Source organism: Cellvibrio sp. BR (assembly GCF_000263355.1).
Lineage (GTDB): Bacteria > Pseudomonadota > Gammaproteobacteria > Pseudomonadales > Cellvibrionaceae > Cellvibrio.
Genome location: NZ_JH668201.1, coordinates 963,473 through 985,128 on the forward strand (window position 1 = coordinate 963,473; position 21,656 = coordinate 985,128).

Here is a 21,656-nt window from a genome sequence, read left to right on the forward strand (position 1 = left end):
GCTTATCGTTATGGAGTACAAAGGGAATCATAGCTGCTGTTTCTGATATCGCTAAAAAAGCGATGTCAGCAAAATAGCGAGCCGATGAAACTCTCACCGGATATTGTATTGACCTTAATTTGCCTGATTGCTTGTCGCAAGCTGCCTGTTTGGCATTTTGAGTGCCGTCCCTATGGGCGGTGTCGACAATGAGCGGGGCTATTGCGACGGCGAACATCCAATTGTTCTTTTATTATGATGCGGAAAAGTAACATGATTCCCCAGGGCAAACAAGCCAAAGGAATAGTTAACTCCTTGTGCGACAAGGGCTTATAACCAAACTTTACACCCGCCAACAAACCACACAAGAAAGAGTCACGGTGCCATAATGCCGCTTACTTTTTCTTGCTACCGTTTACATGGCTCAGGCAAACATCATTATGGTTGATACCTATTTCGACATTACGCCCTACCTGAGCGCGATTGCGCGCGATCAATTAATCATCACTGCCAACAATCGCCTGCGCAACCATATGCTGCGCGCCTACGGGCAATGGCAGGCAAGTAATAGCACCCTGGTCTGGCCCACGCCACGCATCTATTCGCTCAGCCAGTGGCTTGGATCCCAATGGGAGCTGTTGCAAAGGCGCGCTTATAGTCCAGCGGCGCAGCGCATAATCAGCAACCTGCAACGTCAAACCCTGTGGGAAAAAATTATCGGCGAATCCTCCCTCGCCCAGGCATTGCTGCAAGCCGAACCGCTGGCGCAAGCGGCAGACAGTGCTTTGCGCAACCTCGAACTCTGGCAATTAAATGAAGAGGATGTACGCACCGCCGAACCCATGCTCAATCCCCAAAGCAATAGCTATTGCTGGCTGACTTGGCTGGGTGATTTTCGCGCGCGCTTGAGCAAACTCGGTTTTATTACTCAGGAAATGGCGAATCAAATTTTGATCGCCGCCTTTAAACAGGGTGAATTACAGCCAGAAGCGATGATTTGGCTTACCGGTTTTGATGATATTCCCCCGCAACATCAGGATCTCATCAACAGCGCCTGTCATGAATTAACCAGCATCAAACCGCTCAATAATGCCAGTCAGTTGCAGCGCACCGAGCTTAATACCACTGAGCAAGAAATGCGTGCGGCGGCGCTGTGGAGCAAACAACAGCTGGAGCAAAACCCGGCGGCGATGATTGGCATTATCGTGCCCAACCTCGGCCAGTGCCGGGATCAAGTTGAACGAATATTTGTTGATGTATTTGAACCGCTCGCCGCCCTGCCCGATCAACCGCGCTACACATTGCCGTTTAACTTTTCCGCTGGTACACCACTCGCGACTACACCGATTATTGCGGCCACACTGGACTTACTCGAATTACAAAAATCCTCCTGGGATTTGGAGAGCATTTGTAATTTGCTACTCTCGCCTTTTTTTGGCGATGCCGAAAAAGAATTAGTCTTGCGTGCGCACTTGATCCAAACCCTGCGCAAGCTTGGAAAGTTCACTATTAGTTTGAGCGATTTACGTTACCACTGCCAAAAACTCACCAGCAAATTAGCAATACCTGAAAGCGATTCCAATCTGATTACCCGCTTGGTGCAATTGGAAAATTATCGTCGCCAAAGTTTTGGTTTTCGCAGCGCCGAATACTGGTGTGATTTTTTCCAGCAGCATTTGCAATTACTCGGCTGGCCCGGAGCGCGCCGGTTAGACAGCCAGGAATACCAGCAGCTCACGCTGTGGAATCAAGTGCTGGATAATTTTTTGCAGTTGGATGGCACCGGCATTAATTTCAGTTACAGCAATGCCATTCAGCAACTGCGCAGTATCGCCGGTAAAACACCGTTTCAGGCGCAAACACCCAACTCACCGATTCAAATTCTCGGCGCACTCGAAGGTGCCGGTTTGCAATTCAGCCACTGCTGGGTGATGGGTTTACACCATCGCCAATGGCCGCCGGTGCCAGCCCCCAACCCACTGCTGCCCAGCAATTTACAGCGCACTAAAAAAATGCCTCACGCCAGCGCCGAACGGGAATTGGAATTTGCGCGCGCACTCACCGCCCATTACCAACAGTGTGCAGCGCAGGTGATTTTTAGCTCGGCCCACAGTGACGACGACAGTGAACTCAGCCCCAGCGCCTTAATTCGCCATTTACCACTCACACCACCCGCGCAACTGATTCACAGCCATGTAACTGCCAGCGCGGAAAATTATTCACTGCTGGCACAAAGTAAAGCCTGGGAATTGGTGGATTGCACAAATGCACCCGCGCTGGATATTACGCAAGAACCGGTGCGCGGCGGTGCAAACTTATTTAAAGAACAAGCCGCCTGCCCGTTTAATGCCTTTGCACGTTTGCGTTTGGGTGCAGCACGAATTGAGGAACCCGTTGCCGGTTTCTCAGCGATTGAACGCGGCAACTTATTACACGAAGCGCTAGCCACTATTTGGCGCGAATTAAATAATCACGCTGCACTCGTCGCGCTGGATGAAGCCTCACTCACCACCTTAATTAACAATGCCACACAACAAGCGGTTGACGCGCTCAAACAAAAGCGCGGCACCTCCGTTGGAACCTATTACGCACAACTGGAACAAGAACGCTTGAGTGCGCTGTTAGCAGATTGGTTAGCGCAAGAAAAAATGCGTCCGCCCTTTACCGTGATCGCGATTGAAGAAGAAGTACAGATTACCTTTGCCGGTTTACCGCTGAAATTGCGTATCGACCGTATTGATAAATTAACCACTGGCGAACTGATATTAATCGACTACAAAACCGGTCAACCCAAAGCCGCCAGCTGGCAAGGCGAACGATTGGATGAACCGCAGTTGCCACTCTATGCCGTGACTGCTAGCAGCGAAATTGCCGCCATCGCCTTTGCCCAAATCAATGCCAAAGCCATGCAGTGGATTGGCACCGGCGAATTGCATGTCACACACGATGGCATCTTTCCCGGCAAACAAAGTTGGGATGAACAATTGCACGAATGGAAAAACAATTTACAACAACTCGCACAGGATTTTATTCAGGGTGATGCCCGCGTCGATATGAAAAACCCAACCACCGCCCAATATGCCGAAGACTTATTACCGCTCAACCGTTTGCTGGAAGCTGATGCACTCGCCGCGTATATGCAACGTCAGCAAGGAGCGGTGTAATGTCGATCATCATTAACCAACCTATCACTCAACCAATTGATCAACAAGTTCGTATTGATGCGCTCGATCCACAAACCTCATTTGCAGTTTCAGCGCCCGCCGGTTCCGGTAAAACCGGCTTGCTTACCCAACGCGTATTAACGCTGCTCGCGACCTGCGATGAACCCGAAGAAGTATTGGCGATTACCTTTACGCGCAAAGCGGCCGGTGAAATGCAAGACCGCATTATGCAGGCGCTCTGGCAAGCCGCCGACTCACCCGAACCCAGCGACCCCCATGTATTGCGCACCTGGAAAATTGCGCAACAGGTATTGCAGCGCGATCAAGAATTACAGTGGAATTTATTGCACAGCCCACAGCGTTTGCGCGTGCAAACTATCGACAGCTTATGTCGTTCCATCACCAAACAATTGCCCCTCGCCAGCGGTATAGGCGCACAGCCAGACACACTGGAAGATGCCGAACAAGCTTACCAATTAGCAGTGCGCGAATTATTTAAATTACTAGAAGAGGACACGCCGTTACGCGTGGACTTAACTCGCCTGCTGCGCCATTTGGATAACAACCTTCCCGCCGTAGAAAAATTATTAACCGGGTTGTTGGGCAAACGCGAACAATGGTTGGGCGTATTGCTGCAGGCGCGCCATGAAGAGGCGCGCATTTATTTGCAAGCCGTCTTGCAGGATGTGATTCGCGAACAATTGGAACAGGTTTATAACGCGTTGGTTATTCACGCCAGCGAACTCTGTGCAATTGCAGATCGTGCAGCGACTAATTTACAAGAGGAAGGCGAGCGCAAAAATCGCATTCACGAATTATTGGGCATCACTCACTTGCCAGAAGTCGAACCAGAGGCCATTAATGAGTGGCTAGCTATTTGCGATTTACTGCTCACCAACGGCGGCACGTTTCGTGCGCGCTTGACCAAAGCAGAAGGCTTTCCCGCTGGCAAAGAAAATGCCGAATTAAAAAACCAATTCAGTGCATTAATTGCCGCCCTCACCGACACGGCGCCTGACGCTGAACAATTATTACAAGAAGTACGCAATCTGCCACCACCACACTACGCCGATCACCAATGGCAGTTGCTCGATAGCCTCACCAGTATTTTGCCGATTTTAGTTGCGCAATTAACACTGGTATTTAAGCAGCAGAGCGCAACGGATTACACCGCTATCAGCCAGGCCGCATTAGTCGCACTGGGTGATGAAGAATCGCCCACGGATCTCGCGCTGCAATTGGACTATCGCATTCGCCATATTTTGGTGGATGAATTTCAGGATACTGCCAGCCCGCAGCTTGAGTTATTGAAAAAACTCACCAGTGGCTGGCAAGCCGGTGATGGCCGTACGTTATTTATTGTGGGCGATGGCATGCAGTCCTGTTACGGTTTCCGCAACGCCAATGTGGGTTTATTTTTGGATGCACGCCAACAAGGCATAGGTTCGGTAGATTTAACGGCGCTGGATCTACAGGTGAATTTCCGCTCGCAAGCCGGTGTAGTGAATTGGGTTAATAGTATTTTTCAAAACGCCTTTCCCGCGCAGGACGACATCAGCCGCGGCGCCGTCAGTTATTCGCCGTCCGTTGCGTTTAAATCCGAACTGGAAGGTGATGCGGTGCAGTTCTACGCGTGCACTTATTCATCTGAAACTAAAAATACTTACAGCAGAAGCAGCGATGAAAGTGAGAGCGATGACGGCGACGAGCCATCATCACGCGTGCACGCACAGCAGCAGGAAGCCGTTAAAGTTGTCGAGTTGGTACAACAAGCACGCTACGACAACCCCGAAGGTAGCATTGCGATTTTAGTGCGCACCCGCAATCATCTCGCGCGCATTTTGCCTGCGCTCACCGCCGCCGGTTTGCACTACCAAGCCACGGAAATTGATCGCCTCGCCAGCCGCATGGCGATTGTGGATTTACTCTCGCTCACCCGCGCACTATTAAACCCCGCCGACCGCACCGCATGGCTAGCCATTCTGCGCGCGCCTTGGTGCGGCTTAAATAATCACGACCTGCACGCGCTTACCACGGCAAATTTAGCGGACGTTAATCCACGCCTGAATGACAATGCGTTTGCGGTAGTCTGGCCGCAGCTGGTTAATTTTGAAAAAATAGTTTCACTCAGCACTGCAGGCAAAACGATTCTTGCACGCGTAGTGCCGGTATTGCAGCAGGCGTTAACCGAAAAATATCGTAAATCGTTGCGTCAATGGATTGAAGGCGTGTGGTTTGCTCTGGGCGGCCCCGCCACACTGCTGGATGAAAACGACCGCGATAATATCAACAGCTTTTTTACCTTGCTGGACAAACACCAACAAGGCGGCAGCATTCGCGATTGGCAAGTATTTAATAACGCCATTGAGCGTTTATTTGCTGCACCGCGTGCCGATGCCGACCCGAAACTACAAGTAATGACCATTCACAAATCCAAGGGATTGGAATTTGATACGGTCATTATTCCCGGCTTGGATCGCAGCGCACGTAAGGACGACAAACAGTTATTGCTCTGGCAAGAACGCATTAACCATCACGGCGAAAAACAATTACTGCTCGGCTCACTCGCCGCTACCGGCAAAGAAGAGGACCGCCTCTACACCTTTATGCGCCGCGAGGCAGATAAACAACAAGCGTTTGAAGCAACCCGCTTGTTATACGTAGGCTGTACTCGCGCCATCAAACGTTTGCATTTAATTGCCTGTATCAACACCAAAGACGATGAATTAATCGCGCCCGCCAAAGCATCCCTGCTGCACAGTATTTGGCCGTTTGTAAACGAAAGCGCACAACTTATTCCGTGCAAATCCACCAGTGATAACCAAACAGGCAGCAGCGACCGCAAACCGGGTTTGCAACATTTGCTGCGCCTTGTTCCCACCTGGCAAGCACCCAGATTAAATGACGTAACACTGCTGCACAGCTATCGCGGCCACGAATTCGGTGCCACTCCATCAGGGAGTGATGAAACCACAACTGAAAATCCATTAAATATTCCCGAAGTGGAAACCACCGCCGCCCGCCTCGCGCGTCACACCGGCACGGTGATTCACAGTGCACTGCAAGCACTGGTCGAAAATAAATTCGTCACCAATAGTGAATCTATTACCGCTGATGTATTTATCAACCAACAACAACCTTTCTGGAAAATCCAACTACAACAACTCGGCTGGCATGGCGACAATTTACAGCGCGCCCTGCAAAAAATCGCCCAAGCCATTCACACCACCCTCTCCAGCGAACAAGGCCGCTGGTTGCTCAATTGCGACCACGAACAAAGCGCCTGCGAACTCTCGCTGATGCAAAAAAACAAACAAGACGTAAGCGAATCCATCATCGACCGCACTTTCGTCGCTGAGGGTATACGATGGATAGTGGATTACAAAAGCAGTGAACCGGAAAGTGGCGAAACTGAAACAACTTTTATCGCACGCGAAATGGAAACCTATAAAGAGCAATTACTGCGTTACCAAAAACTGCTAGCAGCAACAGAACCCCATCCAATCAAAACAGCACTTTATTTAGTGAGTATGGGGAGGTTAGTTGAAACGGTGTAAGTAAAACCCCCGAGCGAAAGCTCAGGGGTCAGGTTCATTTAATAGATTGGTAACAGCGTTATTTTTGTTCCAAAAAACCCGCCTTCACGTATAGGATGGTATCTCTGATATTTAACGATGACTCTCTCCATGCGATCACCTGTAAAACACGAAATACTTCTGGCCATTTTAGTGGGTATGGCGGTGCTGCTGGCGGTGTTCTTTAGCATTAAACAGTTCACCGCGCTCAATGCGCTGCAATGGTTACTGATTGCGGACTGTTTATGGTTTTATGTGTGTTGGCAATTATGGCAGCGGTTGGAGTTGAACCGCGCAAGTGAAGGTGCTCCACTCTACCCCACTCTGGGTTGGGCGAACCGGTTGACCTTGTTGCGCGGTGGATTGATTGCATTAACCGGAGGATTTTTGTTTCAACCGCAAGCTGCGGGATTAATGGCTTGGGTTCCAGGTGCGTTGTATACCTTGGCAGCAATTCTGGACCGCATGGATGGATTTGTAGCGCGGCGCAGCAAACAAACGAGTTTATTGGGCACTGAGCTGGATACGGTGTATGACGCGCTGGGGTTAGTGGTTGCGCCGTTATTAGCAGTGGGTTACGGAAAAATTCACTGGAGTTTTTTATTGGTAAGCGCAGCCTATTATGTTTTTGTGTGGGGGCTGTACTGGCGGCGCACACATAACTTACCGGTTTATCCACTTATGCCCAGCATGTTACGCCGCACGCTCGCGGGCTTTCAAATGGGGTTTATCGCGTTTATTTTATTACCCTGCTTTCAGGCACCACTGACACTAATTATCGGTATCGCGTTTATGTTGCCAATCCTGCTTGGTTTTATGGTGGATTGGTTAGTGGTGAGTGGCCGCATTGAATCCAACACAACTAATAGCCACTTTTTTAATCGCCTCGCGCAGATTAGCCACAATAGTTTGCAACCATTGTTACGGCTGGTATTAGCTATTGCATTTTTATTGTTCATAACCAGCAACAACGTTTTATCGCTCACTTGGTTACCAATTATTTTATTTCTTGCGGTAGCCATGACTTTTTTTGGGTTGGCTGGCCGTGTAGGGGCGTTGCTGGTAGTGGTGTTAGTTGCTTTATTGCAGGGCGATAAACCTGTTGATGCAATTACGGCAATTATTATTTTCAGTGGTGTGTGGTTAATGCTGCTGGGAACTGGCCGCTTCAGCCTCTGGCAGTGGGACGACCAGTGGGTAACCCGCCGCGATGGCGAGGAGCACAATTAATGCAGCGCGCCGCATTCTTTACGCTCTTGTTGTGGCTAATCGCCGTAGCCTTAGCAACATGGACACTCGCGCAATTACCCCTTGCCGACATAACACACAGCATTAGTTCCCTCAGCGCCGTGCAATGGATTTTTTGGTTAGGGCTTAACGCGCTTATTATTGTGCTGCTCGGCTTGCGCTGGCAATTATTAACCCAGGCATTGGCCGCGCCGGTTAATTTGTTAAAACTCTTGTTGATTCGCCAAGCGGGGCAAGCAGTAAGTTTCATTACCCCTGGCCCACAATTTGGCGGTGAGCCGCTACAAATTTATTGGCTGTACAAATACGGGCTTCCGCTGCGCACAGCACTCTTGTCCTTGGGGCTGGATCGGTTTTTTGAGCTGTGGGTTAATTTTTCTGTGCTGTTGCTAGCAGTGTTATTACTGCTTGCCGGTGTGGGTGACACCCTTCAATACGACACTCTCCAATACGACATCATCAAATACAACGCTATCGGCGACTGGCAAACAGCGCTACTGCCACTGCTGATTTTTTTAGGGTTGATGTTTTTGCTGGCGTGGGTTTTAGTGAAACAACCGCAGTGGATAAATAATCGCCTTGAACGCATTGCCACACGCTGGCAACACAATCATCGTTTGAACAACATCAATCAACACTGGCAGTCATTGGGCGACGATTTGCGCACCGCACTGCGTACACAAAAAATTCGCTTTTCATTCGCGCTGTTATTGTCAGTACTCGGTTGGGTGGGATTATTAGGTGAGCTGTATTTGATTTTGCATTTGGTGGGCATTGAAGCTAACGTGCATTCTTTTCTGATTATTTTAGTGGCGATGCGCATGGCGCTGTTGCTACCTATGCCCGGTGGAGTGGGCACCTTGGAGGCATCTGTACTCTGGTCATTTCACACTTTGGGTTTACCCGCCAGCGCGGCCTTGGGTTTAATTGCACTCATGCGCGTGCGCGATGCCATTGTGTTGTTGGTCGGGTTGGCGTGTTTGCGCGCTAGCAATACCACTAACGCACAAACCAAATCCATTACTGAAACCTAAAGAAGCTTTGAAATATTCACTTCTCGTCATATCCGCGAACGCGGGTATCCAGAAAAATCAACAGCATGGATTCCTGCTTTCGCAAGAATGACGAATATTTCAGAGACACCCTAGCTTTTCTTCCCCAAGATTAAAACGATTTGCGATAGGCCGCCCAACAGGTGGCATTTTCCCAAAGTTTGATCGTGAGCGAACCCGTACCGGGTGGGTGAATCAGTGCGATGACTTTTTCATTAATAATGCGACTGAAATGTTCGATGCTGGGGTTTAATCCAGCAAATTCTTCTTTGTCATTCAACAGGCTATCGCGGAAGTACCCCACTACTTTATCCAGCGCCGCTTCTATCTCAACAATATCCACCAAATAACCGTGTTTATCCAATTGGTCGCTTTCAATACTCACTTCCGCCACATAGTGATGTGCATGCGGAAAATTTTCACTGCCCCAATCGCCGCCGATCAGAAAATGGTTGGCGATAAAATCGCGGGTCACTGCAACGGTATACATAAAATCCCTGCCTGCTAAAAATTAATAAATTGAAAAAGATTAAGCGTGTGAATAACAAAAGATGGCTTGCAGTATCTCCGCTGGAGACTGGTGCAAACGCTGATAAAGTGCTGGTGCTTCACTGAGCGGGGCGCGATGGGTAATTAATTGGCTGGGCTGCAGCTTGCGCAACATTTGCCAGGTAAGTTCAAACCGACGAGCCTTATCCCACCGGCCACTCAATTCCGGCGCAAGGCTGCTCACTTGGCTGGTGGTAATTGTTAAACGATTGCGATGGGCATTTCCACCCAGCGCAATCGCTGCAGTTTTATTACCGTACCAACTGCCGATAACAATCCGGCTTGCAAAACCACTTAACTCAATCGCCAAATTTAACGCATCGGGCGCGCCGCTCACTTCATAAATGAGATCGGCACCCGTGTTATTTTCTGCAACCCTTAATTGTTGTTTAAGGGCATTAATATCTGCCGTCGAAAATGGATCGAACGCCTTACTTACGCCGAGTTGCAAAGCACGCTCGCGGCGCACAGCAATTGCATCCACCCCGTGTAATTGAGTCAGCGGAAACTGCGCTAATAAATTTGCCAACAACAATCCCACAATGCCCTGCCCCAATACCACCACGCGCTCACCCAATGCGGGGCTGCCATCCTGAATTAAATTAACAGCGGTTTCCATATTGGGTAAAAATACGGCGTCCTCCGCAGCTATGTCTGCAGGAACAGGAATAACAGCGGCAGGTGTGGCGATAAAATGGCTGGCGTGTGGTTGAAACGCAAATACACGTTGACCGATTAACGCTGCGTCCACACCCGCACCCACTGCTTTAACAATACCAACACTGGCATAGCCGTATTGCAGCGGATATTGCTGCTGATCTTGTTGCTGGGAACGCAACACAGCGATAGTCGCATCAAGCGGCATTTCATTGGGAATTTGCCCGCGATATACAAGCATTTCGGTACCGGCACTGATCGCTGAGCATTCCACTTGCACCAACAATTCACCTTCAGCCAGTGCGGTGAGAGGTTGTTCGCGCACTTCAACTTGTTCAATGCCGGTGAACCAGAGTTGCTGTGCATATACAGGTTTATTTTGGCCAGCGTCAGTCGTCATATTGCGTAATCCCTTATGCTGTGTGATCGCTATAATTTAAATTGCCCCACACGATTAAATCATCACCCAGGCGTTCAGAGAAAAAAGGTTTTAACTGTGGAAATGTACCGCGCGATTGATTACCTAAACCAGTCACTGCTTTGTAGCCGCCTACAAATTGCGGCGTAATAGTGAGCACCAGTGCGTCCACCAAGCGGGCTTTTAAAAACGCACTTATAACACTAGCACCACCTTCCACCATTAAACTTTTTATGCCGCGGCTCCATAATAATTTCAACGCGCGCTGCAAACACACGCGGCCATCGGCATTGCCTTGCAGTGCGGTAATTTCCAAACCTTCAATAACGGTACCCTGATCATCTACCGTGGTTAATACCCAGCAGCGTTTATCCGGCAGGCAACACAAGCGCGCTTTTGCTGGAATGCGCAATTGACTGTCCAACACAATTGGCTGCGGGTTGTGACCAATCCAGTGGCGCACGGTGAGTTGCGGGTCATCACTTAATACGGTGCCTATGCCAACTAAAATGCCGTCGTGCATGCTGCGCAATTGATGGGTTAACCGCAGCGATTCTTCACCACTCAACGCGAGTGGTTCATCGCAGCGCAGCGCGATACTGCCATCAAGGCTTTGCGCATAGCTTAGGGTCACGAAGGGCCGCTCGCTGGAACGAAACGCGTTTTTATTCTGGGTCAGCCAGTTTTCAATTCGTTGATTGAGGTTCATGCAAATCACTGTGATGGGATGAAACAAACGGCTTACTAAATAACAAATGATCCATGCGTTTGGCTTTGGTGATCATATAACCTTTATTCTCGGCGTTGGCCGCAATTTCCAGCGGCACACGCGCCACCACCTTGATGCCTTCCGCCTGTAATGCCTGGATCTTGGCGGGATTATTGGTCATCAAGCGCACGGATTGCACACCCAAATCCTCCAGAATACACGCGGCTAGCGAGTAGCTTCGCTCATCGGCACCATGGCCTAACATAAGGTTGGCATCAACCGTGTCGTAACCCTGATCTTGCAAGTTATAGGCAAGCAACTTTTGCTCAAGACCAATTCCGCGCCCCTCCTGACGCAAATAAATCACCACGCCTTGCCCCTCCTCCGCCACCAGCGCCAGCGCGCGGTCCAATTGCTCACCACAATCGCAGCGCAATGAACCAAGCACATCACCAGTGAAACACTCTGAATGAACACGAGCCAACACGCCCTCTGCGCGAGTCAGGTCACCCATGTAAAAGGCCAGGTGCTCTTTGTTATCCAGCGTATTGGTGTAATAACACAATTGAAAATCCCCATAGCGCGTGGGAATGCGGGCGGCAGCAGTGCGAGTAACAGACGGATTTGGCATATACAAAATCTTTAATAGTGAGAGGTAAACTCTATACGATGGCCGTGATCTTATGGGTCAGTCGCGCAATAGGCAAGGCAAGTCGCTGGTAATAGACCCTACACTAATAGAGAATTGCCGCGCGTGGGTTTATCGACATTTTCAACGAGTAGAGTGCAATGGCTAAAATTTATTTTGCAATTCCCGGCGATATCAACACCCTCACCGGTGGTTATGCCTATGACCGGCGATTGATCGCAGAGTTGCGCGCACTGGGTCACAGTGTTGAACATCTGCAACTATCCTCTCGCTTTCCGCTGCCCGACACCAACGCACTCGCCGATGCCGCCGCACAATTAGCTGCCCTGCCCGACCAGGCGCTGGTAATGATTGATGGCCTTGCTTACGGTGTGATGGAAACTATCGCAGAGCAGCATGCCGCGCGTTTAAATATTATTGCGCTGTGCCATCACCCACTCATGCTTGAATCGGGTTTATCCAGTGTGCAAATACAGCAGCTTTTTTTATCCGAACAGCGCGCACTGAATGCGGCCAAGGCGGTGATAGTCACTAGCCCAATGACCGGTAAAATTCTTGCCGAAAAATTTGCAATTCCCGCCGCAAAAATGACGATTGCATTGCCGGGCACCGATGCGCAAACCTTTGCCCCCTGTATCGGCAACCCGCCGGTGCTCTTGTGTGTGGCAACACTGACCCGTCGCAAAGCGCATGACGTATTAATCGATGCGCTCGCGAATGTTAAACAACTTGCATGGACACTGCGCCTGGTGGGCGGCACAGAGTTTGACCCGGAATGGACATCGCTGCTAAAAAATAAAGTGGCGCAGTATGGGCTTGAGCAGCGCATTGTTTTTCTCGGCAGCATTGCTGAACCAAGCAGCGAATACGCCGCAGCAGATGTATTTGTGCTGCCATCATTATTTGAAGGTTATGGGATGGCGTTTGCGGAAGCGCTCAGTTTTGGTTTGCCAATTGTGGCTGCCCGCGCCGGCGCAGTGCCCGACGTAGTGCCCGACAGCGCCGGCATTTTAGTTGCACCGCAAGATTCCTCCGCGCTCAGCGCTGCGCTACAAGAATTGCTAGCTGATACTGCCGCACGCAAAAAATTACAACACGGTGCACAAGCAGCGGCGCGCGATTTACCCAGCTGGAAAGATACCGCTGCCGTAGTTGAACAATTAAGCGCGCAACTATCCACACAACCATCCATACAATCAATGGCAGGAAAAAGTGAGTAAAAAATGAGTAGCTTTTCAATCGCATGGTTGGATTTACGCGAAGGCTCCGATTTTGCCGCGCGCGATAAAACATTGGTAACACAGGCGCTGAACTGGCTGGGTCAGGCAACAGACCGCGTATCACCCGACCGCATTATTGTTGACCTGGGTGCAGGTACTGGCTCCACGCTGCGCGCGCTAAGTAAATTGGGTGCAAACAATATTGTGTGGCGTCTGGTGGACCTGGATGAAAAATTATTGGATGAAGCGCTGCGTCGCCACGGCAAAAATTGTTTGATTGAAGACTATCAAGCGGATTTAACAATCATTGAGGAACTACCGCTGACCGGCGCGCACATAGTGTCGGCATCCGCCTTATTTGATTTGGCCTCAAGTACTTTTATTGATGCCTTAGTCGCGCGGCTCGATGCACGCAAAACCGCTGTTTATGCCGCCCTGAATTACGACGGCACAACCACTTGGTCACCGGCACATCCGCTGGATGAAAAGGTACTAACCGCATTTAACCAAGATCAGCACCGCGACAAAGGTTTTGGCCCCGCGCTTGGCCCGGACTGTACCGGATATTTACAAAAAGCACTGGAAAATAACGGCTATGCCGTAACCATCCAACCCAGCCCCTGGCAATTAGCAGCAAAAGATCACGCCATGTTGACCGAATTAATTAATGGTATTGCCGCTGCCGTGAGTGAAGGTTATGGGTTAACAGCACAGGCGCTGGAGGACTGGAAAAATTTTCGCATTGCCAATGTGGCCGAAGGCAATTGCACAGTCGGCCATTGGGATTTGCTCGCACTACCGCGTTAATCTTCAGGTAGCGAAAATGCCTCGATAAATTTATTACGCAATTCATTCATAGGCCACACCGGTGCATCCGCAGCGGGCACCATTCCACTGCTCCACTGCCAGTGCGCCACTGCATTTATCAATGCGGAGTCGCGGGTAATTAAATGGATTGGCACATCGCGGTTAACCGTTTTAATGTCGCCCGTTTCGCCCGTAACAATCGGCGCTGGCTGGTGGTCACCCAATACCAACACCACCATATTGTCATCGCCGTAATTCATCACGTAAGACGCGATAGTCTCCAGCGCATATTCAATCGCCAAACGAAATTGTAAACGGATACGCGCTGTTTCCTTCCAAACTTCTTCCGGGCTATCACCACTCATCGCTTGCGCATTAAACACAGAGCCATCACCAACAGCATTCCAATCGATCAATTGCGGAATGGGTGTCCAGGGCGCGTGGGATGAAATCAGTGCAATCTCTGCCATCACCGGTGTAGGTGTCGCGCTGGACGATTGTGTAGCAAGCTCCCGCGCATGAAATGCAGCAAGCGTGTATTGATCCGGCATGGTCACCCAATTAAAAGGTTTACCCGCGTAACCGAAATTGTGTGCATCATAAATTTGGTCGTAACCATAATAATTTCCTTCCGGCCAATCCATAGTAATCGCGGGCATTACCGCCACAGTGCGCCAACCTGCGGTGTTAAATACGCGATTAAGTGTAGGCCGCTCGCTCATCATCAAACTGTTGTAGCGAATCTGGTTATCAATCCACAAACCCGACATAGCGGTACCGTGAGCCAGCCAACTCAAACCACCCAGAGTCGGCGAGGTTAAAAAACCACTGCGCACCGCAAAACCTTTTTCCGCTAATTCGTCACTCGTGCGCGCCAGCAAGGGGCGAATATGTGGCGCAAATTCGGGGTTGTCCAACACCGTGCGCCCATAGGATTCTACAAATATCACCAACACATTTTTATCGCGCAACAACGCCAATACATTCTCATCAGCACGCACGGAGTCATCACTTTTATCTAACTGCGCCCGAAACAATTTCATATCGGCTGCCGTAGTCAGCATGTCATGGGTATGCGCTGATAAATATTGATAAAACTTCATTGCCGCAAATGGCGACCCAACAAAAAACAACAGCACCCACAGCACCAACCCAACCGCTAAAACCACCGCCGATGTACGCACAGAAACCAACAACAACTGCCGCACCCGCCCCAAAATCCAAAAAGCACCCAGCACAATTAACAACACCACAAACAACAGCAATACCGCTATCACCAAGGCACCCGCCCGACCAATGGTTCCATCGAGCAAATTCATGCCGTTAACCAACAAATAACCATCAAACAACGGATTAAACGGCCGCGCGAACACCTTAAAAGTCGCCATATCCGCACAGGTAAAAATCACACCCACCGCCAATAACACCGCCGCGACCCATCGCACCGCCATACCAACGCGCCCCGGCAGCAGGAACAACAACCCAATCACCAACAATTCCAGAGGGATCACTAAAAATGACGATGCGTTAATAGCACTAATACGATTCGGGATAACCAACGCAATAAAAATCAAAACAAGCGCAGCAATATTCAAACTGGATTGAAAACGAAACAAAAGCGCCTCCCGTTAGTAACGATGCGAACAAAAAACCATCCCCCAAGCATAATGGATACGCAGTCACGGGAGCAAAGGTTGTATCAGTAGCTTTCAGTGCAGACAATTCCGACTCCGCAAACAAAACACCCGAGCGTGGCTCGGGTGTTTGTAGGCGTGTCTCATTAGAGAAGTAGCTGGAGATCGTAAACGGCCAAAAAGTGGAAGTTAGCGGCTGCCAAGATAATTAGCAGGCTCGGTAGTCGGGTCGATTTTTTACCACAATCACTTGTTATGAACTTTTAGTCTTTAAGTTTTGGAATACTAGTGCAGTGCTCATTACCAAAGTCTTCCACCTTCAGATGCTCAACAAGCTCTACGGCAGCATTTTTTTCGCACTGATATACCAACAACGCCTGCCCAGCTCCGCATGCAGAAAGGTTTATACCTTCCGCTTGACAAAATGTTTTTACTTTGCACCTCTTCAATTGGGTCTCAATAAATGACTCCTGATACGCTTTCATTTCAGCCATATATTTATCCGCATTACAGGTTTCGCTGTCACGATTCTTGATGTTTTCGAAAATAGCCTTGTTATAGTTTTCTATTTTTTTTGTGGCTTCTAGCTCTATGCAGTCAGCGAAGGATATTTCGTTGAAATCATCATCAGTTGAACAATCTGAGCCTGCAACACAAAAATAAGGAAAGGCTGATATAAAAATTAACATTATTTTCTTTAGCATAATCTACCTTTTTCATAACAGTTTATTAAACGGCCATAGCTGTATATCTTCCCACCACATATCATTTCTTATGCGAGTTTGCAGCCACCTATAATTACATAAATATCAAATAGTTAAAATTGATTTGGTGTTTTAAAAAACTAGTATTCCTGCTCGCGCTTCATATCACTAGTCGAATATCACTTTTACCCGGTTTTACTGAGTTAAGTTAATCAATAGTGTCTTGCAGAGATATCGTCACCCCACCGCTTTTGCATCCTGTTGACCCATATCAAAACAACACTGACTGCAGCTGTTTTAATAGCGCTACTGTTAAGAGCAAACATCCACTTAAACGGAATGGACAATGAGACAACGTGTTTACAAAAAAATGGCGGGGACTTCTGCCGTGTTTATCCCCGCCGAGTTCAACCATGCATCGCCCGTTGAACGCGATGGTTTAGTCTGGACGGATAGTGAATTGAGCATGCCGGAAAGCCCGCAAACTATGCAGTGGAAACCACCGCTGGACAGCTCGCTGGCATTGGAAGGATTGGAAGAGTACGACCCACCTGCAGCGGGTGATGCGCGCTATGTAACTAAATTGGGGCTCGCGTTTGTGTATATCGGGAAAATTCGTGGCTGGGTCGCGCTGACAGATTTTGTATAAGCATTCCTCACGCGTCAGGATATAAAACCCTATATGGGGCGTAACACACCGAAAAGGAATTTGATGACTGTTATAAAAAGAACTCATTCATTGTGAGGAGTTCATCATGCCTAACGAACACGAGATCCGCGAACTGGCTTATTACCTTTGGGTATCTGAAGGTAAACCCAGCGGGCAAACCGATCGACATTGGCAAATCGCCACCAAGATGGCCGCCGAACAAAAACATGGATCGCCGTCGCCCAAAATATCCACTGATCCTTCAGAAGCAAAAGGCACAACAGAACCCGAACAGCCTGATCAAACCTAGTGTTTTAATAGCAGCGAAACCCTGTTGGCAAATCGTGCGAGCCTTATTGAGTCCGTCGCCAAATCACAAAACCCAACCACACAAAACCGACTGAAAAAAGCAGCCCGATAAAATGACTGCGGGAAATACCGACAGCAATGACGGCGATGTTTTTATCGTCGGGGTCTACATAAACCTGAATCAGCTCGCCATTTTTTAGCGCTGTTTGCGGGCGACTAATGCCAAACCCGATACGAGTGCCGCGATATTCTTTACCATCCACCTCGTAGCTATATTCCAACCAACGCCCACCGTAATAACCTCCTGCCAAGGCACCGCGCAATTCGTTGGTGACGGTACCTTTGTGCACTGGCCAATGCGCGGCAGCAGTACTTTTATAAATATTGCTCGCGCTGGATAAAAACAACATACCAGCCGCAACTATGCACAATCCAAAAAAAAGTGAGCGCAGACGTTGATATTTTTTCTCGTTGTCGGGATTCATTTACACTCTCGCAAAAAATTTAATTACCAATCACCCGCAGCCTTATCAAATACTGATAAACACAACCATTACAGGGCATTACACCAAGAACACCCTCACTTTACCTGCAATCACTTCCTCGTCAACCAATAGAAAACAAAAATTATCGCGCCACAAAAAAGAAACCCTATACTTCACAGCAGGTTAGATAGCAATTGGACAGTTGCTACTGGAGAATTAAAAGCTGGAGACTTTTTTTGGACAGTTTGAATCATTACCGGGCACTTTCCCCGACCAAACTCTGGCGGGTTGGCAGCCGTCGGGATAAGACCATTATTTTTGGTGGCTGGTTTGCGCTGGTGCTGGCAAGTATCGCGCTCGGGTTGCTATCGGTAATAAAAAGTTGGTCGGGTATACCGCTGGATTTTGGCGGTGTCACAGTTTATATCACCGTTTACCCTACCCTGATTATTTGTTTATTCCTCACCCTCACCTGCGGTTGGCGCTGGGGGGCAATTCCTGCTTATTTATCCACGCTTTCACTGGCGCTTTACTCGGGCATGCCATGGCATTGGGCGATCATTTTTGCCTGCGCGAACCCATTGGGTTTTGCGATTCTGGCGGTTGGCTATCAAGCGATTCCAGCGAATAAAAACTTACGCGACTCCAATTCATTATTGTTTTATATCCAGCTGAGTTTTGTGGCGAGCATTTTTAGCTCCAGCGGCGCACTCATTTGGTGTTATACCAACCACATTGATCGCACTGCCCTGCTGGCAATTTGGCAGGGTTGGTGGCTGGGCGCATTTTTGCAAAGTGTATTTATTGTGGGCCCATTGCTCGCGCTCTTGTGGCCCAAAATTGCGCGCTGGCAACAACATCACCCTGCCTATTTACGCCTTGCCAGCGGCAATGTACGGCGCTCGGTATTGCGCCTGCTGGGGGCAATTACCATCGGTGTACTGGTGTACGGTGCGGCTACGATTCAGTTAGCGAGCAATCAGTTGGATCGCGCGCTTATCACTAGCAGCAGCTCCATGAGTGCTGAAGTGAGTAATGCCATCATGATTCTGCAGCAGACCACTTGGGTATTTTTTTGGGTATTCGCGATGATTATTTTATTTATCGCATTTTTTGGTTACCAACTGTTTACCCGCTGGCAACGCTCAACCAATGAATTATTAAGTGATCTGCACAGTGCCAACGAAAGCCTGGAGTGCCTTGCCCAAACTGATGGTCTTACCGGTCTGCTCAATCGTCGCACTATGGATGAACGCTTGAGCAGTGAATGGCTCCGCGCCAGCCGTATGGGCAGCGGTGGCGCGCTGGTGATATTAGATATCGACCATTTTAAGAATATTAATGATCATTATGGTCACGCCGCGGGTGATGCGGTGATCCGTAATATTGCGCAGGCGATACAAGCGGAAGCGCGCGGGATGGATATCGCCAGCCGTTATGGTGGCGAAGAATTTGTGATTGTACTGCCGCAAACCGACGCAGAAGGTGCACTGCAATTTGCCGAGCGGATGCGCAATCGCATTGCGACAACTGCGGCTTATCACGAGACCAAAGAACTCCGCGCAACGATTAGCTTGGGTGTAGCTATTTTTTCTGCGCAGGATACCTCTTTTAACGCATGGCTCGCGCGGGCGGATCAGGCGCTGTACCGCGCGAAAGAAGCAGGACGCAACCGCGTTGTGGTGGCGAATTAACTCGCATTCACCACATTGCTATTCCCATCACAAACAAAAATCCCATCAAAAAAAAAGCCGCCCGGGATTAAACCGGGCAGCTTCCTATTACTGCTTGCTCAAATGCGCAAGCGCGGCGAATTACAAACCAATTACGTTCTCGGCTTGTGGGCCTTTTTGACCTGGTTTTACGTCGAACTCTACACGCTGGCCTTCAGCCAGGGTTTTGAAACCTGAACCGCTGATTGCGCTGTAGTGAACAAATACGTCCTGGCCGGCCTCGCTAGCGATAAAACCAAAACCTTTAGACTCGTTGAACCATTTAACGGTACCAGTGCTTCTAGCCATAATAAACCTCGATGTTTCTTTAAATAAAAATGAATACCCCAAGTGGGATTGCGCTGGCGGATTCAGATCTTACTTATGAAAAACAAAACGAGGTGCTAAGAGATTCACTGCTAGTACAACGATGTGACTTACCATAAATAATGCTGCTAACTGGCCAGCTGGGCCAATATATTATTCGGCCCGCTGCAAGTAAAGAGGGTGATTTGACAAAGATTATGGCTTTTTAGTTATAAGGTAGCACTACTCCACGACATCTCCCGCCGTATTAAATTTATCCAGACATTTGAGCTAAATCAACTATTTACCGCCCCCGTTAAAGCTGCAACAATCACTCATCATACTGTTGGCGCGGAGTTTTCCTGCCATAGTCTTATATTCGAGGTGGTGGACCCATGACAGCTAATCAGAACATTGTAAAAACCCAGGATTCAAGCTGCCCTCACGATAAGCGCGTCAGCTGCGGCAATTGCCGTTTAAATACTATTTGCCTGCCTATCAGCCTGCACATTGAAGATATCGACCGCCTGAACGGCATTATCCAACGCGGTAAACCGCTACAAAAAGGCGATTATCTCTATCGCGCTAATGACCACTTTCACTCGGTGTATGCCATTCGTTCGGGTGCAGTAAAAGCACTGACCCTGAGTGATAACGGTGAAGAACAAGTCACCGGGTTTTATTTGCCCGGCGAGGTAGTCGGCATGGATGGTATTGCCGACAATCGCTACACCAATTCAGTAATCGCATTAGAAACCGCATCGGTGTGCGAAATTCCGTTTAATCGCATGGAAGAATTGAGCTTGCAAATCCCTAATCTGCAACGTCACTTTTTTCAATTGATGAGCCGCGAAATTACCCAGGATCAGCAAATTATTACCCTGCTGAGCAAAAGCAGCGCCGAAGAGCGCATTGCCGCCCTACTGCTAAGTATTTCCAGCCGCAATAGCCGCCGCCAGCTATCGGCCAATGCCTTCCGCTTACCTATGTCGCGCACCGATATTGGCAATTATTTGGGCCTGACCATTGAAACAGTCAGCCGTATTTTTACTCGCTTGCAAAAACAGGAGGTGATTTCTGTGGATAAAAAAGAAGTCCTCATCACTAACATGGAGTTGCTGCGCAATATCGCCAATGGCGATGGCCACTGCTAACCACTGCAAGCACCTGCAATAAACCACGAGCACCTACAATGATCAGCAACCAGCGTTTGCAAGACACCCTCGCCGCATTTGATGCCGCCAACCTGCAAGACCCGAATAGCGAAATAGTAGAAGGCAAAACCGTTGCCAAAGAATGGATTTATGCCCAACGTATGAGTGCACAGCTGTCACGTTTTTGCCCCGATGCATCCGAAGCGTTACAGCTCGCGACACGCAGCCAGCATATTTGTCGCTGGAAGATTCCGCGCTCTGACTACCCAATGGATCGTAGCGGCTATAAAAAGTGGCGTCTGGATTTAGCGCAAATGCACGGCGATATCGCCGGTGAAATTATGGCCGCACAGGGTTACGACGAAACAATCATCTCTCGCGTAAAAGACTTGCTGCTTAAACGCAGTTTAAAGCGCGATGAAGAAGTACAAACACTGGAAGATGTGATTTGCCTGGTGTTTATTGAATTTTATTTAGAAGACTTTGCTAGCAAACACGATGAAGTAAAACTGATTGATATTATCCGCAAGACCTGGAACAAAATGTCACCCACGGGCCATGACGCCGCACTGAAATTACCACTGAGTGACAGCATGCTCGCACTGGTAGGTAAAGCGCTCAGCCCGGACACCTGAGTTTATTACCAACAATTTCAATAATTTTCACATAAACAAAA

19 protein-coding genes are annotated in these 21,656 nt (G+C 49.0%); 11 read left to right on the forward strand and 8 right to left on the reverse strand.

Features of this window, described 5'->3' with window-relative positions; translation table 11 throughout:
* Window positions 1–419: 419 nt before the first annotated feature.
* The 4 genes from O59_RS09375 (at window position 420) to O59_RS09390 (ending at window position 9,000) form a co-directional block, all read left to right on the forward strand.
* Window positions 420–3,143, forward strand: coding sequence for a PD-(D/E)XK nuclease family protein (locus O59_RS09375; RefSeq protein WP_157152521.1), 2,724 nt, complete (start codon window positions 420–422; stop codon window positions 3,141–3,143).
* Window positions 3,143–6,700, forward strand: coding sequence for an exodeoxyribonuclease V subunit beta (locus O59_RS09380; protein ID WP_007641924.1), 3,558 nt, complete (start codon window positions 3,143–3,145; stop codon window positions 6,698–6,700). Before O59_RS09375 ends, O59_RS09380 begins: the two co-directional genes overlap by 1 nt.
* Before the next feature lie 129 nt (window positions 6,701–6,829).
* Window positions 6,830–7,948, forward strand: coding sequence for a CDP-alcohol phosphatidyltransferase family protein (locus tag O59_RS21000; protein WP_050977009.1), 1,119 nt, complete (start codon window positions 6,830–6,832; stop codon window positions 7,946–7,948).
* Window positions 7,948–9,000, forward strand: a complete 1,053-nt coding sequence (locus O59_RS09390; protein WP_007641929.1) for a lysylphosphatidylglycerol synthase transmembrane domain-containing protein — start codon at window positions 7,948–7,950, stop codon at window positions 8,998–9,000. The genes O59_RS21000 and O59_RS09390 overlap by 1 nt, the downstream gene beginning before the upstream one ends.
* Window positions 9,001–9,130: 130 nt before the next feature.
* On the opposite strand, the gene O59_RS09395 is transcribed toward O59_RS09390, so the two are convergent.
* The 4 genes from O59_RS09395 to ribA are packed head-to-tail and all read right to left on the reverse strand — an operon-like array spanning window position 9,131 to window position 11,982.
* Window positions 9,131–9,508 (reverse strand): 6-carboxytetrahydropterin synthase, encoded by a 378-nt coding sequence (locus O59_RS09395; protein ID WP_007641930.1) that lies wholly within the window; start codon window positions 9,506–9,508, stop codon window positions 9,131–9,133.
* Between the two features lie 39 nt (window positions 9,509–9,547).
* Window positions 9,548–10,624, reverse strand: a complete 1,077-nt coding sequence (locus O59_RS09400; protein WP_007641931.1) for a zinc-binding dehydrogenase — start codon at window positions 10,622–10,624, stop codon at window positions 9,548–9,550.
* Between the two features lie 13 nt (window positions 10,625–10,637).
* Complete coding sequence (locus tag O59_RS09405; RefSeq protein WP_007641932.1) at window positions 10,638–11,351, reverse strand: RibD family protein; 714 nt, start codon at window positions 11,349–11,351, stop codon at window positions 10,638–10,640.
* Window positions 11,329–11,982: a GTP cyclohydrolase II gene (ribA, locus tag O59_RS09410; RefSeq protein WP_007641933.1), complete on the reverse strand. Its 654-nt coding sequence runs from the start codon at window positions 11,980–11,982 to the stop codon at window positions 11,329–11,331. Before ribA ends, O59_RS09405 begins: the two co-directional genes overlap by 23 nt.
* Window positions 11,983–12,140: 158 nt before the next feature.
* On the opposite strand from ribA, the gene O59_RS09415 reads away from it, so the two are divergent.
* Both O59_RS09415 and O59_RS09420 read left to right on the forward strand, forming a co-directional pair.
* The gene (locus O59_RS09415; protein WP_007641934.1) at window positions 12,141–13,220 is read left to right on the forward strand and encodes a glycosyltransferase family 4 protein; all 1,080 of its coding nucleotides are present in this window, start codon (window positions 12,141–12,143) and stop codon (window positions 13,218–13,220) included.
* 3 nt (window positions 13,221–13,223) lie between these two features.
* Window positions 13,224–14,027, forward strand: coding sequence for a class I SAM-dependent methyltransferase (locus O59_RS09420; protein ID WP_007641935.1), 804 nt, complete (start codon window positions 13,224–13,226; stop codon window positions 14,025–14,027).
* Here the strand turns inward: O59_RS09420 and O59_RS09425 are convergent.
* Window positions 14,024–15,643: a sulfatase-like hydrolase/transferase gene (locus O59_RS09425; protein WP_007641936.1), complete on the reverse strand. Its 1,620-nt coding sequence runs from the start codon at window positions 15,641–15,643 to the stop codon at window positions 14,024–14,026. The genes O59_RS09420 and O59_RS09425 overlap by 4 nt on opposite strands.
* Before the next feature lie 281 nt (window positions 15,644–15,924).
* On the reverse strand, window positions 15,925–16,365 hold the full coding sequence (locus O59_RS09430) for a hypothetical protein (protein ID WP_040391810.1): 441 nt from the start codon (window positions 16,363–16,365) through the stop codon (window positions 15,925–15,927).
* A gap of 346 nt (window positions 16,366–16,711) precedes the next feature.
* Between O59_RS09430 and O59_RS09435 the strand changes: the two genes are divergently transcribed.
* Window positions 16,712–17,014: a hypothetical protein gene (locus O59_RS09435; protein WP_151058198.1), complete on the forward strand. Its 303-nt coding sequence runs from the start codon at window positions 16,712–16,714 to the stop codon at window positions 17,012–17,014.
* A gap of 106 nt (window positions 17,015–17,120) precedes the next feature.
* The gene (locus tag O59_RS09440) at window positions 17,121–17,324 is read left to right on the forward strand and encodes a DUF2934 domain-containing protein (protein ID WP_007641941.1); all 204 of its coding nucleotides are present in this window, start codon (window positions 17,121–17,123) and stop codon (window positions 17,322–17,324) included.
* A gap of 43 nt (window positions 17,325–17,367) precedes the next feature.
* Here the strand turns inward: O59_RS09440 and O59_RS09445 are convergent, their stop codons facing one another.
* Window positions 17,368–17,808 carry a DUF3592 domain-containing protein gene (locus O59_RS09445; protein WP_007641943.1) on the reverse strand — a complete coding sequence of 147 codons (441 nt, stop codon included), beginning with the start codon at window positions 17,806–17,808 and terminating at the stop codon, window positions 17,368–17,370.
* A 236-nt stretch (window positions 17,809–18,044) separates the two neighbouring features.
* Between O59_RS09445 and O59_RS09450 the strand changes: the two genes are divergently transcribed.
* On the forward strand, window positions 18,045–19,502 hold the full coding sequence (locus O59_RS09450; RefSeq protein WP_007641945.1) for a GGDEF domain-containing protein: 1,458 nt from the start codon (window positions 18,045–18,047) through the stop codon (window positions 19,500–19,502).
* A gap of 120 nt (window positions 19,503–19,622) precedes the next feature.
* Here the strand turns inward: O59_RS09450 and O59_RS09455 are convergent, their stop codons facing one another.
* Entirely contained in the window at window positions 19,623–19,829 is a 207-nt protein-coding gene (locus O59_RS09455) for a cold-shock protein (protein ID WP_007641948.1), read from the reverse strand.
* Between the two features lie 392 nt (window positions 19,830–20,221).
* Here O59_RS09455 and fnr point away from each other — a divergent pair, with 392 nt between their 5' ends.
* Window positions 20,222–20,980 (forward strand): fumarate/nitrate reduction transcriptional regulator Fnr, encoded by a 759-nt coding sequence (fnr, locus tag O59_RS09460; RefSeq protein ID WP_007641951.1) that lies wholly within the window; start codon window positions 20,222–20,224, stop codon window positions 20,978–20,980.
* 38 nt (window positions 20,981–21,018) lie between these two features.
* On the forward strand, window positions 21,019–21,615 hold the full coding sequence (locus tag O59_RS09465) for a DUF4202 domain-containing protein (protein ID WP_007641953.1): 597 nt from the start codon (window positions 21,019–21,021) through the stop codon (window positions 21,613–21,615).
* Window positions 21,616–21,656 lie beyond the last annotated feature (41 nt).

Excerpts from the sequence above, each read along its gene's own strand:
- O59_RS09405 (WP_007641932.1), bottom strand. The coding sequence starts at position 11,351 with ATGAACCTCAATCAACGAATTGAAAACTGGCTGACCCAGAATAAAAAC.
- O59_RS09390 (WP_007641929.1), top strand. The coding sequence starts at position 7,948 with ATGCAGCGCGCCGCATTCTTTACGCTCTTGTTGTGGCTAATCGCCGTA.
- O59_RS09435 (WP_151058198.1), top strand. The coding sequence starts at position 16,712 with ATGAGACAACGTGTTTACAAAAAAATGGCGGGGACTTCTGCCGTGTTT.
- O59_RS09415 (WP_007641934.1), top strand. The coding sequence starts at position 12,141 with ATGGCTAAAATTTATTTTGCAATTCCCGGCGATATCAACACCCTCACC.
- fnr (WP_007641951.1), top strand. The coding sequence starts at position 20,222 with ATGACAGCTAATCAGAACATTGTAAAAACCCAGGATTCAAGCTGCCCT.
- O59_RS09455 (WP_007641948.1), bottom strand. The coding sequence starts at position 19,829 with ATGGCTAGAAGCACTGGTACCGTTAAATGGTTCAACGAGTCTAAAGGT.
- ribA (WP_007641933.1), bottom strand. The coding sequence starts at position 11,982 with ATGCCAAATCCGTCTGTTACTCGCACTGCTGCCGCCCGCATTCCCACG.
- O59_RS09420 (WP_007641935.1), top strand. The coding sequence starts at position 13,224 with ATGAGTAGCTTTTCAATCGCATGGTTGGATTTACGCGAAGGCTCCGAT.
- O59_RS09375 (WP_157152521.1), top strand. The coding sequence starts at position 420 with ATGGTTGATACCTATTTCGACATTACGCCCTACCTGAGCGCGATTGCG.
- O59_RS09465 (WP_007641953.1), top strand. The coding sequence starts at position 21,019 with ATGATCAGCAACCAGCGTTTGCAAGACACCCTCGCCGCATTTGATGCC.
- O59_RS09440 (WP_007641941.1), top strand. The coding sequence starts at position 17,121 with ATGCCTAACGAACACGAGATCCGCGAACTGGCTTATTACCTTTGGGTA.
- O59_RS21000 (WP_050977009.1), top strand. The coding sequence starts at position 6,830 with ATGCGATCACCTGTAAAACACGAAATACTTCTGGCCATTTTAGTGGGT.
- O59_RS09430 (WP_040391810.1), bottom strand. The coding sequence starts at position 16,365 with ATGCTAAAGAAAATAATGTTAATTTTTATATCAGCCTTTCCTTATTTT.
- O59_RS09380 (WP_007641924.1), top strand. The coding sequence starts at position 3,143 with ATGTCGATCATCATTAACCAACCTATCACTCAACCAATTGATCAACAA.
- O59_RS09395 (WP_007641930.1), bottom strand. The coding sequence starts at position 9,508 with ATGTATACCGTTGCAGTGACCCGCGATTTTATCGCCAACCATTTTCTG.
- O59_RS09445 (WP_007641943.1), bottom strand. The coding sequence starts at position 17,808 with ATGAATCCCGACAACGAGAAAAAATATCAACGTCTGCGCTCACTTTTT.
- O59_RS09400 (WP_007641931.1), bottom strand. The coding sequence starts at position 10,624 with ATGACGACTGACGCTGGCCAAAATAAACCTGTATATGCACAGCAACTC.